This is a genomic window from Daejeonella lutea (assembly GCF_900168015.1).
GTDB classification, from domain to species: domain Bacteria; phylum Bacteroidota; class Bacteroidia; order Sphingobacteriales; family Sphingobacteriaceae; genus Daejeonella; species Daejeonella lutea.
On sequence record NZ_FUYR01000002.1, the window covers coordinates 961,865 to 976,580 of the forward strand.

Below are 14,716 nucleotides of genomic sequence, written 5' to 3' on the forward strand. Positions count from 1 at the left end.
GTTTAAGAAAAGGTTTCATCTATAACGGCACATATTTTGATTTGTTTTGTCGAAACGGGTTATTTTAATATCTCAAGGCATATTTTCAAAGCGATTCTAACGTTGTGTATGTCTTTGTATACAACATTTGATCCCGAAAACAGACACTTAATTTGGTTAAAAACTTGCTTTTCGCGTGTGTTTGGTGAGGTTTTTTAACCAACCTGTTCTGATGTGGGCCTAAAAGACTCGTAGTAAATTAGGATTTCGAGAATGGGGTCGTTATGACATTAAAATGACAAACTGGTCAATTTTTGGGAGCGGGCGTAATCATGATATGGGCGCGATGGGATCCCGGATCCATTAGCCAAGGCATACCTGGAACATCTGGTTTTGTTGGAAGGCCTGTACTTGCGGCAGTGGCATACGGAACATAGATAACATATCTAAGAAAGCCATCTTTCACATTACCTGTAGCCGCATCGTAATTTTCAGCTTTTGCAGTATATACATAGAGAGTAGTAGGTTGCTTAGGCATAAGCAACCTACCGCTTTTTACCTCCTCATCACGCAGATCAGAAGCATCTTTGGCTGACTTTCCTGCAAGCCTTAGATCCCGCCCACGTTTCATAAAAGGATCGAGGTCCTGATGATAGGCTGCAACGCTAAAACCGGTAAGTTTCGGATCATCGGCAAGGCAAATCATTTCATTGCTGCCTTTCCTCAACTCTATAAATTCGCCTTTTTCATTATACCCCAACACTGTGGAATTTTCGCGCTTATCAGCTGGTGCAGCGAGTACGGCAGTCTGAATTTGAATAGCGGCCGGGGGTATGATAGATTGGGCACTTGTGATCAGTGCAGCACATAAAATGCAAAATGTTAGAAAGGAAGTTTTCATAATTGAATATTAAAGCGTCCAGGCTAACTAATTTTAATCATTTTTAGCGGGAAACGCAAATATTAGTCAGCTTTTTTATCGATTTCTGCCGCATTGGCCTGCACCAGCTTCACCGAATCGTCAGATACAAGCACTAGTCTTTCTTTGTAGAGGCTGCCCACAGCTTTTTTGAAAGCCTTTTTACTAATCTTCAATTGGTTATAAATATCTTCTGGGGAACTCTTATCACCAAGGTTTATGATGCCCCCATTGTCCCGTAATTCTTGTAACAATGTATCTTTGAGATCAAGTATGTGCCTGAATCCAATTACTTGCAAACTTAAGTCGATCTTATTCTCCTCCCTTATCTTTTTAACGAAACCACGTTTAACATCTCCGGGGTGAAGATCTTCAAATACTTCGTTGTGATAGAGCAGACCAGTGTAGCTCTGGTTAATGATCGCACTATAACCAAGATCACTTTCATCAAAAATGAGTAAACTAACTTCATCGCCCTCTTCGAGATCATGCATATCCTGGTCAATGAAATCTGTCACGCGGGAAGAAGCAGTAATGCGTTCGTTTTTTTCATCGGTGAATAAGTAAACAACGTATTTCTGCCCAATTTTCATAGGGCGTTTTTGCTCGCGTTCCGGAACAAATACATCCTTACCAATACCCATATCCATGAACGCTCCGTCCTCATTTACGTCAACAACCTCCAAAAAAGCAAATTCGTCAACCATTGCGATTGGAGTTTCCGTGGTAGCCATTAGACGGCCGTCGCTATGTATAAAAACGAAAACGTGTAAATTGTCACCTATCTCAGCTTCCTGAGGAGCATGGACATAAGGAAGAACCACTTCTTTCTCACCATCGGTAAGAATAAGTCCGGTATCTGTTTTTTTTATGAATCTGAGTTCATTGAACTTTCCTATGTCTATCATGATTGTTAAGCTTTATGGCGGGAAGGTATAAAATGCAAAGATATGAAAACAACCTGAATGCATTTTGTTCAGACAGTCTGGAAACGAAAAATGCCTCCGAACTGTCGAAGGCATTTTCATTTTTTATAAATTGACTATCAGTTTCCTGAAATTACACCGCAACCAATTCTGCTTCCTGCATTTCCAGTTGGCTGTGTTTTGTAGTCATCAACACCTGAATGGACAATAACTGCGCGGCCAAGGACGTTTGTTTTCTCATCCCCACCAATAGTCCATCTGTTAGAGGAAACAGTCACCGTGCCAGCTCCTTCACCATTTAATTGAACGTTGCCTATATCTCCGGAGTGGTATGCTGCTGATCCCCATTTTCCATGTGCTTCATTTGTTGGGTTCCAGTGCCCATGCGCACCTTTGCCGGCGTCTCCGCAATCACCATGTTCATGAAAATGAACTGCGACAGTTTTGTTTGCCATCTTAGGGAAAGATACGTTTAAAGTCATTTCAACAGATCCATCATCTTTTTTGGTAAACTCCACCCGGCCACTACCCGTAGTGTCAGTTTTGGTAGCAGCAATATCAGCGTGAGCTTTGGTAGCTACACCCCCCATCGTTGCAGTTGTATCCATTGTCGCACTATCGGCTTGCATCGTCGAATCGTGCATAGCATCAGTTTTGTTCGTGTTAGTACATGCTGCCATCACCCCAATAAAAAGCGGTAAGGTTAGCCACATTGATGTTTTTTTCATAATAAAGTTTTTAGGATTTGATATTGTATATAACGTTTTGATTCAGATAAGGTTTTATGAAAAGCTAATGCACAATCAATCCTTGGCAAAGGCTAAGATGCTAATTCATTATCTCAGATAATAAGGATATTTTTGTACAGACAATTTTGGGCACTTGACGAAAGTATTATTAATCACGCCACCATTTACGCAGTTGAATACACCGTACCCAGCGACGGCATATTTAAAGGGCTTTCTCAATACCAAAAAAATTCCCGCTACACAGGCTGATCTTGGTATTGAGGTGATTTTAAAATTGTTCTCAGCTAAAGGGCTGGATAGTGTTTTCAATGAAGCTGAAAAGTCTTCAGTTCCTCTGAGCGACAATGCAAGCCGGATTATTGCTTTAAAGGATGACTATATACGAACGGTTGATGCAGTCATATCCTTTCTTCAAGGCAAAAATCCAACCCTCTCTCATTTGATATGCATGGAGGATTTTCTACCTGAAGCCTCGCGCTTTGGCCAAACAGAAGAATTGGAATGGGCATTCGGATCAATGGGTACTCAGGATAAGGCAAAACATTTGGCCACCCTGTATCTTGAGGATATCTCTGACCTTATCGTTGAATGTGTTGACCCCAATTTCGGATTCAGCAGGTATGCCGAACGATTGGGCAGATCGGCTGGCAGTTTTGACGAACTGTATCATTCATTAAAGCAAGAAAACACTTATGTTGATAATTTACTAATCGAAATACTCGCTGAGCGAATGCATTTAGTAGGTCCTGAGCTGGTATCATTTTCAGTTCCGTTTCCAGGTAATTTATATTCAGCATTTCGTTCGGCACAATGTATCAAAGCTAACTTTCCGGGTGTGAAGATTGCGATGGGCGGAGGATTCCCAAATACGGAACTGCGTTCAGTTTCTGACCCTCGCGTATTCGAGTTTTTTGATTTCATCTGTCTGGATGATGGAGAAGCGCCTTTCGAACACCTTGTAGAGCTACTGGATGGAAAACGAAAGGTAAGTGAATTAAAGCGGACATTCATCTTGAACGATGGTGTTGTGGAGTATATTAACTCAAGCACATCCAAAGATTACAAGCAGTTTGAAGTGGGAACTCCCGATTACTCTGATTTGTTGCTGGATCATTATATCTCAGTTATAGAAATTGTAAATCCGATGCATCGGATGTGGAGTGATGGGAGATGGAACAAACTGACAATGGCCCATGGTTGCTATTGGGGGAAGTGTACCTTCTGTGATATAGCTCTAGATTACATTAAGATTTATGAGCCTGTTGCCGCGGGTCTGCTATGCGATCGAATGGAGGAAATGATAGCACAGACCGGCCAGAATGGATTTCATTTTGTTGATGAAGCAGCACCCCCTGCGTTGATGCGTTCCCTGGCTCTGGAAATTATCAGAAGGAAGCTAACGGTAACATGGTGGACCAATATCCGGTTCGAAAAAAGCTTTACCAAAGATTTATGTCTGCTTCTCAAAGCTTCAGGTTGTATCGCAATATCAGGCGGTCTTGAAGTTGCTTCTGACCGCCTGTTGGCGTTAATTCAAAAGGGGGTGACTGTGGAGCAGGTAGCCAGGGTAACAAATAACTTTACCCAGGCCGGGATCATGGTTCACGCTTATCTGATGTACGGTTTCCCCACGCAAACCGCTCAGGAAACTATAGACTCGCTGGAGATGGTTCGCCAGATGTTTGAATCAGGAGTCTTACAATCTGCTTTTTGGCATCAATTTGCTATGACAGCTCATAGTCCTGTCGGAATGTATCCGGAGCAATTCAATGTTTCGCGCGCGACATCAACTATTGGAAGTTTTGCAAATAACGATATTATTCATCACGATCCGGGTGGTGCCAACCATGAACTCTTCAGCTATGGACTGAAGAAATCTCTTTTCAATTATATGCATGGGATTTGTTTTGAAAATCCCCTACAATCGTGGTTTGACCATAAGGTTCCCCGCACCAGGGTGAATCCGGGGTTTATAGAAAGTGCTATTAGTGCAGATGATAACTTCCTCGTGAAGCCTGAAGCAAAACTAGTATGGCTCGGGTCAAAACCGCATATAAGTTATTTTAACAAGGTAAAGAAGGGCAAACACTGGGATTTGGCAGAATTCAAATTTTACGACAAGAAATCAGAATTTAGCATTCAAGTCGACAAATTGCTGGCCGCCTGGCTCAGTAATTTTCTGGAGATAAGTTCACCGGAGAATGTTGAACGTATAACTTTTCAAAAAGCCAAAGAGGATTTTGAACGCCTAACCGGTCAGGATTTTGAACCATTTTGGTACGGCAAGGCTGTTAATACGCTCCGGAACTCGGGCCTCTTGGTATTATCTTAATTTACCTTCACATATTTTGAGCCACATGCTTCAATGCATTGCGGGGTGAGAGTTAAAGTAGATCCCTCTGTTTTGTAAGAGACAACTTGTTTTCTACCATCATTAAGAGTAAACTCCAGTTTGACGGAGTCCAAAACTTTATATGTTTGGAAGTTCGGAGAATCTGTGCTGGAAACTGACCCATCGGTATTAAACGTCAGGTATGATTCATTCGTTACCGCATTCCATTTTCCACTTCCATCACCCGGATCTGCCAGGCTTTCTGTCAGCTTCCACTTTCCAGCAAGCCTGGAGGTTTCATTCATAGTGGCACATCCCGCGATCAATCCAAAAAATATCACAAGAGTTAATTGTTGAATAGCTTTCATGTTAATAAAACCCGCGAATACCGGTTTTGTTTATTTCGACTTATTCATCTGCGTATTTAATTTCAAATAAAAAAAGCGCAATCAAAGATTGCGCTTTTAGAGAATTTAAATCTATTGCGTTTAGTTAACTCCGCCTTTACGAGTAGGAGAGCGCTGAGCAGGCCATTCGGAAGGCTTCCCCGTAGTAGAGTTAATTGGAAGGATACTCCGTTCGCGGGATGTTTTATTAGGATCTTCGCTCGCCATATAAACCAGGATTGCGGTCAGGATTGCATTATTCTGGACATCATCAAAAACGATTTTATCATACGTGTCGCGGTTTGTATGCCATGTGTAATTACCATATGACCATCCCAATGAACTTAATGAAAATGCGGGCACGCCTGCTGCAACAAACGAAGCGTAATCAGAACCACCACCCCCAGGAGATCCAGGGAAACTTGTTTGGATTTGTGATTTGATTTCAGTTGGAACAGGGTTCAGCCAGCGACCTAAATAGTCGTAAGCATTTAAAAATCCCTGCCCTGAAAGACTGACCACTCTGCCAGTTCCATTATCCTGGTTGAAAAGAGCCTGTATATTTTTCACAATTTCTGGATGATCTTCAACAAAGGCCCTCGAACCATTCAGACCTTGTTCTTCACTACCCCAATGACCTACAAGAATAGTTCTTTTAGGATTCGGATAAACCTTTTTAAGAATTCTCATTGCCTCAAGCATGGTAATTGTGCCGGTAGCATTATCAGTTGCTCCCGTTCCGCCATCCCATGAATCGAAATGGGCTGATAACATCACATATTCCTCTGGTTTTTCAGTTCCGCGAATCTCTGCTATGGTATTGAAAGTCGGAACCATTCCCAGCTCCTTTGAATCAGTTTTAACGCTGATCTTTGGGTTGATACCGGATTCTGTCAGGCGGTATAATAAACCGTAATCTTCAAGGGATAGGTCAATAGTCGGGATTTTGCTTGTGTTCGCGCTGAATATTTTATTCACTCCAAACCCGGCAGACCAATTAGAGGCCACGATGCCAGCCGCACCTGCTTTTTCTAGCGCCAATGCAAGACTTCTGGCAGTTAAGCCAGTCTTGGTCATACGGTTTCGCCACGCTGCCATGTCAGCGGTGCGCTCGGCTTTCATTTTCTCGAAAGACTCTTTAGTGGCAAATTCCTGCCAGTTATAATCAGGACGACCAGTGGCCTGATTCATAGAGATCAAAACAAATTTCCCTTTTACTGATGGAAGCCATTTTTGAAAGGCTACAGAATCCGGAGCATTTCCAAGTACAATTGTTTCTGCGGTAATTGTTTTGCCGTTTGTTGATGGACTCCAGGCAAGTTGCATTCCTTCCAGTGACTTCACCCGGGGATATACCATGTCAATATGAGAAATACCTCTTTCCCAACCACGCCACTCACCCCACTTTTCATTTCTTGCGGTTATTCCCCAAGTCTGATATTTGGAAACTGCCCAGTCATGTGCTTGCTTCATTTGCGGAGTTCCAACTAGTCTTGGCCCAATACCATCGGTCAATTCGTGGGCTAGTTTTTTTAGCTGGGAATTTTGGGTTGCTTCCTTTATTATGTTCTCGACAATTGGATCTTTGGCCTGAGAGAAGGATAGGGTCGCCGAAAATAATAAGGAAACGGATAGGAGTCCGATCGATGTTTTCATGAATAAATAATTTGAGTTTATAATGGTTTGGTCAAATATAATTAATTGTCTGACTACGCCGTAAGGAATTTAACGGACATGTTACTTGTTTTTCAGTTGTTGGAGAAAAACTTAGAGTAGATTAGCAAGGCGACCAAAATCACAACAAATAGGGCGCACCCATAAATATGAAATTCCTGAGTTTAAATAAATCTTACTAATTTCCTCTGATATTAGATAGTTCCTCAATGAAAGCCTTCAACTATAAAGTCCGCGCGTATTCATTAATAGTAGTTCTCACTTTGCTGAGCCAAACGACTGCCTATTCACAATCAATTTTTTCTGGAAAAGAAGCTTTATTTACAACACCCAGGCAGTATGTAGCTCCATTCACAAACACAGCCCCGGTGGTTGACGGTAAAATAGACGACGCAGCCTGGCAGAGCGCACCATGGACTGAGTATTTTAAAGACATCGAAGGAGACATCAGGCCGGCACCAACCTGGAATACCCGGGCCAAAATGACCTGGACACAGGAGGGTTTATATATTGCAGCCGAGCTTGTAGAACCACATGTATGGGCTTATTTGACAAAACATGATGAAATAGTTTTTTATGACAATGATTTCGAGGTTTTCATTGATCCGGACAATGATACGCACCGTTATTATGAGATAGAAATTAACGCCGCTAATACAATTTTTGATCTGTTTATGCCCAAGCCGTATCGCAATAATAGTGGTGCTATGTTTGCCTACAACACTCCCGGTATGAAAACCGCAGTCAGTATACAAGGTACGCTTAATAATCCTGCTGACGTAGACAAGGGCTGGACACTAGAGATGTTTATCCCGTTTATGGCGGTAACGATGGGCAATGTTGCAAAAGTTCCGAATGACGGTGAATTTTGGCGACTAGGTTTTTCCAGGGTTGAATGGGATGTAGAAATTAAGGATGGGAAGTACGTGAAATTAAAAGGAGCGAATGGCAGGAATCTTCCGGAACACAATTGGGTGTGGTCGCCGCAAGGCCTGGTGAATATGCACTATCCTGAACGTTTAGGTTATGTGTTCTTCAGTAAACCTGAGACAGGAAAAGCTGCCGTTGAGTATAAGATACCGTATAGCGAAACCCAGAAAAAATATCTTTGGCTGGTCTATTATCGGCAGAAAGAATATTTCCAAAAAAACAGATCATATGCGAAAGAATTGAAAGATCTAGGTATCAATGACACTGAATATACTGTGGAAGGGAAAGTTAACAAATTGTGGATGGAAGCTACCAGCCGCCAGTTCATGGTCTATATAATGGGGGATGAAACAACTTACAGCGTGAATGATGAGGGCTTGGTCCAAACCAGCAGAGCAACCAGGCAGTAGGAGGCCCGTTAACCCAAGCCTGATCAATGATCATTTAAGGGCAATCCTCGTTTCTGAAACTCTTTCCAGTTGAGATATTCATCTCCTTTGCGCTGTTCAATCATGGTGATGCAATTGTCGACCGGGCAGACCAGCGAGCAAAGATTACATCCAACACACTCCGGTTCTTTAATCGAATAGGTGTTATAGGGTGTTCCGTAGGATAGATTAATGGCTTGGTGCGCTGTATCCTCGCAGGCAATATAGCAAAGGCCACAATGAATGCATTTGTCCTGGTTTATATTCGCAACAATGTGATAATTTATATCAAGTTCTTCCCAGTTGGTCATTACCGGTAATGATTTTCCTATAAAATCCGTTGCATTAGCAAAACCCTTTTCGTCCATCCAATTACTCAATCCCTCGCATAGGTCTTCAATAATACGGAAGCCATGGGTCATTACAGCCGTGCAAACCTGCACGTTGGTGGCTCCCAAAAGCATAAATTCTACCGCATCCTTCCATGTGCTAACACCTCCTATTCCTGAGACAGGAACGTTTTTCGTAAGCTCATTCTGGCCCAGCGTTGTCAGAAATTTTAAGGCGATAGGTTTTACGGCTGGTCCGCAATATCCTCCAAAAACTGATTTTCCCGCAACATTAGGATTTGGAACCAATGTATCCAGGTTTATACCAGTAACAGATTGAATAGTGTTTATAAGCGAGAGGGCATTTGTGCCTGCCTCAACAACTGCCTTTCCGGTTGGAACTACAGAATGAACATTTGGAGTAAGTTTGGTGATAACCGGAACGGTAGCACATTCCATAACCCACTCAACTACCATTCTTGCAATTTCGGGATCTTGTCCAACAGCTGCTCCCATACCGCGCTCTGTCATTCCGTGCGGACATCCGAAATTAAGTTCCAGGCCGTGTGCGCCTGTATCTTCTACTTTTTTGATCAGCTCATGCCAGCTGTCACGGGAGTTATCAGCCATCAATGATACTATCATTGCCCTGTCTGGAAACAGTCGCAAGACTTCTTTGATTTCATCGAGATTGATTTGCAGCGGACGGTCTGAAATGAGTTCAATATTATTAAATCCCATAACTTTTCCGCCATGAAAATTCACAGCCGAATACCGTGATGAGACATTTTTTACCTGTGATCCCAGAGTTTTCCAGACTATACCACCCCAGCCTGCTTCTAATGCACGCAGCACATTTATTTTTTTATCAGTCGGCGGAGCGCTAGCAAGCCAAAAAGGATTTGGCGACTTAATGCCCAGAAAGTTTGAAGATAGATCTGCCATTTCTGAGTTAAAGTTTTAAGGGGTTTATTATAAGAGGCTCTGTTGGAAGTGGCTTGATATTAAGATAATTGAGAATTCCTGCTGCTGCGTCTTTGCCTGCTTGAACGGCATCAACAACTTCCTTGCCTCCGTTCACGCAGTCACCACCCGCAAAAATTGAAGCAATGGATGTTTCATTTTGATCGTCAACGATAAGCCGACCATTGTTGTTGAAGAATTCATTTTGATTAACCAGCTTTTCAAACGGCAGTTGCCCGGTGGCTTTAATTATCATATCAACATCGAGCTGAATTGTCTCGCCCGTAGGCTCAGGTAATTTTCTTTGTCCGGCACTAGCAGGGTTCAAAGCCATAATATCGCACACTACCCCGGAAACCTTTCCTCCCAGGCCAATAATTTCCTTTGGTGATGCGAGCCAAATAATCTTACAGCCATCCAGTTTGGCAATATTAAGCTCTTTCTCTGTACAGGGCATTTCTTCTTGTGTACGACGATATATTAAGGTGACTTCTTCAGCACCGAGTCGCTTTGCTTGTGTCGCGGCATCAATTGCAGTCATGCCCATTCCGATTACAGCCACTTTATTCCCCACCGGTATTTTATTAAATGGCTTAGTTCTTATTTCATAAATGAAATTAATTGCATCAGCTACACCCTGAAGCTCCTCTCCAGGAATGCCAAGGGTGCGCGTTAGTCCAACTCCAATACCCAGAAAAGTCGCATCAAATTCTTCTTCCAGTTCGTGAAGATGAACATCTTCGCCAAGCGTTCTTCCATATTCAATTTCTATTCCTCCGAGGGAAAGAATATAATCCACCTCTTCCTGACAAAATTCTGGTGTTACCTTATATGCAGCGATGCCGTATGTCATAAGGCCGCCGCCCCTTTGTTCTTTTTCAAAGATCGTTACGTCCACACCTTCTCGTGCAAGTACATGGGCACAGGATAGGCCGGCTGGGCCCGCACCAACCACTGCTACTTTTTTTCCGGTCGAAGGCTTACGGGTAAACAGTGGCCATTTTTCTTTAATTGCTTTCTCAGTTGAATATCGCTGAAGCCTGGCAATTTGAATAGGCTCCTCTTCAAGTAGATTATATACGCAAGCACCTTCGCATAGTTTTTCAACCGGACAAACCTTTGAGCAGCCACCACCCATAATGTTGGATGAAAAAATTGTGTGGGCTGAACCTTTTATATTCTCTGTAGAAATCTGTTTGATGAATTTTGGTACATCGATGCTCGTCGGGCATGACTTCATGCAAGGTGCGTCATAACAGAAAATACAACGGTTAGCCTCAACTGCTGCCGCGGTATAATTTTCAAATGGAGGATGTATATCTTTAAAATTAGATTTATACCCTTCTTCTGAAAGTCTGTTATCTGATATTGCCATAACCTACAATTCTGTTAATTTGCCATAGGTTTCGGGCCTTCTGTCCCGAAAAAATTGCCATGTATTACGAACTTCCTCGATCATATCGAGATCAAATTCGGATACAAGAAGTTCGTCCTTGTCTTCAGAAGCTTGTGCAAAGATTTGACCGCGTGGGTCTACAAAATATGACGATCCGTAAAACCTGCCCAGATTCCATGGCTTTTCTTCCCCAACGCGATTTATACAGCCCATAAAATAACCGTTAGCTGCAGCATGTGCAGGTTGTTCCAGTTTCCACAAGTATTGGGACAAGCCCGCAACAGTTGCAGAGGGATTGTAAACTATCTCAGCTCCGTTCAGTCCCAATACACGCGCACCATCCGGAAAATGTCTGTCGTAGCAAATGTATACACCTATTTTTGCATAAGCAGTCTGAAATACCGGATAGCCAAGATTACCAGGCTTGAAAAAGAACTTTTCCCAGAAACCCGTTGTGTGTGGTATATGATTCTTTCTATATTTCCCAAGATAGGTGCCATCGGCATCAATTACAGCTGCAGTATTATATAAAAACCCCGCCTGCTCTTTTTCATATACGGGAACAATCATCACCATCTTATATTTTTTGGCGTACTCTGCCATTAAATCGGTCGTAGGACCAGGAACGCTTTCGGCGGAGTCATACCAGGCTTTATCCTGCCCCGGGCAAAAGTAGGGAGTATTAAAAATTTCCTGGAGACATAAGATCTGAACGCCTTGCTCACCCGCTTTTTCTATAAAAGGAATGTGCTTTTTTAGCATTGCATCTTTAATCTCCTGAATAGTACCTTCACCCTCAGTTTTTGCCAGACTCATCTGAATAAGGCCCGATTTTACTTTTCTTGGCATCTTTAAATTTTATTTGGGATTAAATGATCCCGGTGACTTTCTTACGTTTTATAAACCGCCCATTGCCCTTTCCAACAAGGCATTCATTTTGGTCGATTACAATTTTCCCTCTCAGCAAAACTGTTTTAACTTTCCCTTTCAATTTCCAGCCTTCATATGCAGAATAGTCTGTATTCATATGATGGGTATCAACGGAAATTACATGCTCCATTTCAGGATCAAAGATTAACAAATCAGCATCAGAACCAATCCCGATCGTTCCTTTTTGAGGGAATAAGCCAAATATCTTCGCGGCGTTAGTGCTTGAAACTTCGACAAATTTATTTAAGCTGATTTTTCCGCTGTGAACACCTTCAGAAAATAGAAGCTCCATTCTGTGCTCAATAGCAGGATGGCCATTGGGGATTTTCGAGAAGTCCGCTTTCCCCAATTGTTTTTGCTCCCAGGTGAACGGACAGTGATCTGTTGCTACGACCTGAACCAGACCCTGGTTAATACCTGCCCATAAAGCAGTCTGATCTTTTTTCTCCCGCAAAGGCGGGCTCATTACCCATTTGGCACCTTCAAAATCCTGTTCATATAATGAAGCGTCCAGGGTCAAATATTGTATACATGTTTCAGCAAATACTTTCTGGTTCCGGAAAGTTGAATCCCGGATCGCATCCAGAGCACCCTGGCAAGTCATGTGCACGATGTAGCCAGGACTTTTTGTATAACTTATCATATCGGCAAACCTGGCCGATGCTTCCGCTTCCGTTATCTCAGGTTGTGACAGATAATGATAAAGTGGTGATAGCTTACCTTCTGACTTGTGTTTTGCTACCAAAAAGTCGATCATATCACCATTTGTAGCGTGGGTGGTAACAATACCACCCTGCTTTTTTACTTCTTCCATCAGGCCTACCATTTGCCTGTCGTCAACCATTAGCGACCCCTTATAAGCCATAAAAGTTTTGAAGGATGTAATTCCTTCTTCGACCATTTCCTTTATTTCCAGTTTTGTTTCCGGATTGAAGTCCGTAACGGCCATATGAAAGCTGTAATCTCCGACAGCGGTGCCATCCGCTCTTGATCGCCAATCCTTAAGGGCATTTTTAAGCGAATCACCCTGAGTTTGAAGTACAAAATCGATAACCATCGTTGTTCCTCCGTACAATGCCGCTCGGGTACCTGTCTCATAACTGTCGCTGGAAAACGTGCCCATAAAAGGCATATCCAGGTGTACATGAGGATCAATTCCCCCCGGGAATATCATTAATCCCTGGGCGTCGATAAGTTCGTCTGCTTGAAGAGACAAATCTCTGCCGATTGTTTTTATCTTCTCTCCCTCAATAAAGATATCTGCAACATAGTCTTCTGATGCAGTTATTATCCGGCCATTTTTAATCAGGACTGACAAATTATTTTCCTTTCTTTAAAGTTTTCTTTGTAGCATTTCTCATCAACATGTAATAAACTAACCCGGAGAGCAGAGGATTTCATTAGCTTTTTATTTCAACGATTCGTCAGCTATTTTTAATGCTTCTGATATGATAGCAATGCCTTCGTCGATTTGATCTCTTGTAATATTAAGAGGTGGTGCTATAAAAATATAATTCCATCTTACGAAAGTGTACATGCCAAGTTCTTTTATTCGGGCAGCAACTTTATTCATCACGGTCATTTGATCCGGTTTGGCGTTAAAAGGCGCCATAGGCTCTTTCGTTTCGCGATCTTTTACCAGTTCAAGGCAACCCAGCAACCCAGTATTTCTCCAATCTCCTATACATAAATGTTTTTGCCTTAGAATTGCAACCTGCTCATCTACATATTTGCCCATAACAGCGGCATTTTCGATAAGATTGTCATCTTCATAAATTTGCAGAGTTGCAAGGGCAGCAGCACAGCTTACTGGATGTGCCGAATATGTTAATCCAAGTGGGAGTACAGCATCATCGTATTTAGCGGCTATCCGGTCTGACAACATCAAACATCCGAATGGCAGGTACCCGCAGGTTATTCCCTTTGCCATCACGATCATATCAGGAATTATATCGTGATTTTGAAACCCGAACCATTGTCCGGTACGACCAAATCCGCTCATTACTTCATCGGCGATAAGCAATATCCCGTTGTCATCACAGATCCTTCTGACCTGTTGTAGATATCCCTTCGGGTACTTAAGGCAACCTGAGGATCCAGATTCTCCTTCCAAAATTATTGCAGCAATTGTTCCAGGTCCTTCATAAGCGATTATCCGCTCAAGCTGATGCACCGATTCTTTTAATAGATTTTCGTCGCCATAGTTCCAACGGTAGGAGATCGGCAGATCAAAATGGATGAAATTAGGCGCTTGCTGCGAGTCTGCCGGAATGCGTCTTGGATCCCCGCTAGCAGAGATTGCTCCATAGCTTGATCCATGATAGGATTGATATCGCGTTAGGATCTTATGTCTGCCTGTGTGTAATCGCGCCACCTTGATAGCATTCTCAATAGAACTTGCTCCGCACAAGGTGAAAAATGATTTGTTAAGATCTCCAGGGCAAATTTCTGCCAGTTTCTTGCCTATCTCGCCCCGAACTTCTGTAACACAAGAAGGTGTCACATAACTTACCTGCTGCATCTGCTTCACAACTGCTTCGGTAATCCTCTGGTCCCCATGACCGATGTTAACGTTCATCAATCCGGATGAAAAGTCGATATACCTTTTTTCGTCATGATCGTAGAGGTAGACACCTTTAGCATATTTTACAGCAATCGGATCAATACCTTTTTGCTTACTCCATGAGAACATGGTGTAATCGAGGTTATCTTGTATAATCTCTTTCGTCTGGCTTCTATTTATTACTTCTGACATATCTGATTTTCCCTATTTGC

General features: G+C 42.6%; 12 protein-coding genes. 2 read left to right on the plus strand and 10 right to left on the minus strand.

What is annotated here, in order from left to right; genetic code table 11:
* Positions 1–286 precede the first annotated feature (286 nt).
* From B5X60_RS13345 to B5X60_RS13355, 3 genes are all read right to left on the minus strand, one after another.
* Positions 287–880, minus strand: coding sequence for a hypothetical protein (locus tag B5X60_RS13345; RefSeq protein ID WP_079703174.1), 594 nt, complete (start codon positions 878–880; stop codon positions 287–289).
* A 62-nt stretch (positions 881–942) separates the two neighbouring features.
* On the minus strand, positions 943–1,806 hold the full coding sequence (locus B5X60_RS13350) for a CvfB family protein (protein ID WP_079703175.1): 864 nt from the start codon (positions 1,804–1,806) through the stop codon (positions 943–945).
* A 137-nt stretch (positions 1,807–1,943) separates the two neighbouring features.
* Positions 1,944–2,552 carry a superoxide dismutase family protein gene (locus B5X60_RS13355; RefSeq protein ID WP_079703176.1) on the minus strand — a complete coding sequence of 203 codons (609 nt, stop codon included), beginning with the start codon at positions 2,550–2,552 and terminating at the stop codon, positions 1,944–1,946.
* Positions 2,553–2,706: 154 nt separating this feature from the next.
* Here B5X60_RS13355 and B5X60_RS13360 point away from each other — a divergent pair, with 154 nt between their 5' ends.
* Positions 2,707–4,905, plus strand: a complete 2,199-nt coding sequence (locus B5X60_RS13360) for a B12-binding domain-containing radical SAM protein (RefSeq protein WP_079703177.1) — start codon at positions 2,707–2,709, stop codon at positions 4,903–4,905.
* Here B5X60_RS13360 and B5X60_RS13365 read toward each other — a convergent pair.
* Together B5X60_RS13365 and B5X60_RS13370 are read right to left on the minus strand one after the other, a co-directional pair.
* Positions 4,902–5,273 carry a hypothetical protein gene (locus B5X60_RS13365; protein WP_079703178.1) on the minus strand — a complete coding sequence of 124 codons (372 nt, stop codon included), beginning with the start codon at positions 5,271–5,273 and terminating at the stop codon, positions 4,902–4,904. The two genes, B5X60_RS13360 and B5X60_RS13365, sit on opposite strands and share 4 nt — an antisense overlap.
* Before the next feature lie 120 nt (positions 5,274–5,393).
* Positions 5,394–6,947: a M20/M25/M40 family metallo-hydrolase gene (locus B5X60_RS13370; protein WP_079703179.1), complete on the minus strand. Its 1,554-nt coding sequence runs from the start codon at positions 6,945–6,947 to the stop codon at positions 5,394–5,396.
* Positions 6,948–7,174: 227 nt separating this feature from the next.
* Here B5X60_RS13370 and B5X60_RS13375 point away from each other — a divergent pair, with 227 nt between their 5' ends.
* The gene (locus B5X60_RS13375) at positions 7,175–8,305 is read left to right on the plus strand and encodes a carbohydrate-binding family 9-like protein (RefSeq protein ID WP_079703180.1); all 1,131 of its coding nucleotides are present in this window, start codon (positions 7,175–7,177) and stop codon (positions 8,303–8,305) included.
* Positions 8,306–8,328: 23 nt separating this feature from the next.
* Here B5X60_RS13375 and preA read toward each other — a convergent pair whose 3' ends face one another.
* The 5 genes from preA to B5X60_RS13400 form a co-directional block, all read right to left on the minus strand.
* Positions 8,329–9,597 (minus strand): NAD-dependent dihydropyrimidine dehydrogenase subunit PreA, encoded by a 1,269-nt coding sequence (gene preA, locus B5X60_RS13380; protein ID WP_079703181.1) that lies wholly within the window; start codon positions 9,595–9,597, stop codon positions 8,329–8,331.
* 7 nt (positions 9,598–9,604) lie between these two features.
* On the minus strand, positions 9,605–10,990 hold the full coding sequence (locus B5X60_RS13385; RefSeq protein ID WP_079703182.1) for an NAD(P)-dependent oxidoreductase: 1,386 nt from the start codon (positions 10,988–10,990) through the stop codon (positions 9,605–9,607).
* A 3-nt stretch (positions 10,991–10,993) separates the two neighbouring features.
* The gene (locus B5X60_RS13390) at positions 10,994–11,860 is read right to left on the minus strand and encodes a nitrilase-related carbon-nitrogen hydrolase (RefSeq protein WP_170878451.1); all 867 of its coding nucleotides are present in this window, start codon (positions 11,858–11,860) and stop codon (positions 10,994–10,996) included.
* A gap of 19 nt (positions 11,861–11,879) precedes the next feature.
* On the minus strand, positions 11,880–13,259 hold the full coding sequence (hydA, locus tag B5X60_RS13395; RefSeq protein WP_079703183.1) for a dihydropyrimidinase: 1,380 nt from the start codon (positions 13,257–13,259) through the stop codon (positions 11,880–11,882).
* Between the two features lie 90 nt (positions 13,260–13,349).
* Positions 13,350–14,696 carry an aminotransferase class III-fold pyridoxal phosphate-dependent enzyme gene (locus B5X60_RS13400; protein ID WP_079703184.1) on the minus strand — a complete coding sequence of 449 codons (1,347 nt, stop codon included), beginning with the start codon at positions 14,694–14,696 and terminating at the stop codon, positions 13,350–13,352.
* Between the last annotated feature and the right edge of the window lie 20 nt (positions 14,697–14,716).

Bases quoted from the DNA above. Each gene is read 5' to 3' on its own strand.
- B5X60_RS13345 (WP_079703174.1), bottom strand. From the start codon at position 880: ATGAAAACTTCCTTTCTAACATTTTGCATTTTATGTGCTGCACTGATC.
- B5X60_RS13350 (WP_079703175.1), bottom strand. From the start codon at position 1,806: ATGATAGACATAGGAAAGTTCAATGAACTCAGATTCATAAAAAAAACA.
- B5X60_RS13355 (WP_079703176.1), bottom strand. From the start codon at position 2,552: ATGAAAAAAACATCAATGTGGCTAACCTTACCGCTTTTTATTGGGGTG.
- B5X60_RS13365 (WP_079703178.1), bottom strand. From the start codon at position 5,273: ATGAAAGCTATTCAACAATTAACTCTTGTGATATTTTTTGGATTGATC.
- B5X60_RS13370 (WP_079703179.1), bottom strand. From the start codon at position 6,947: ATGAAAACATCGATCGGACTCCTATCCGTTTCCTTATTATTTTCGGCG.
- B5X60_RS13375 (WP_079703180.1), top strand. From the start codon at position 7,175: ATGAAAGCCTTCAACTATAAAGTCCGCGCGTATTCATTAATAGTAGTT.
- preA (WP_079703181.1), bottom strand. From the start codon at position 9,597: ATGGCAGATCTATCTTCAAACTTTCTGGGCATTAAGTCGCCAAATCCT.
- B5X60_RS13385 (WP_079703182.1), bottom strand. From the start codon at position 10,990: ATGGCAATATCAGATAACAGACTTTCAGAAGAAGGGTATAAATCTAAT.
- B5X60_RS13390 (WP_170878451.1), bottom strand. From the start codon at position 11,860: ATGCCAAGAAAAGTAAAATCGGGCCTTATTCAGATGAGTCTGGCAAAA.
- B5X60_RS13400 (WP_079703184.1), bottom strand. From the start codon at position 14,696: ATGTCAGAAGTAATAAATAGAAGCCAGACGAAAGAGATTATACAAGAT.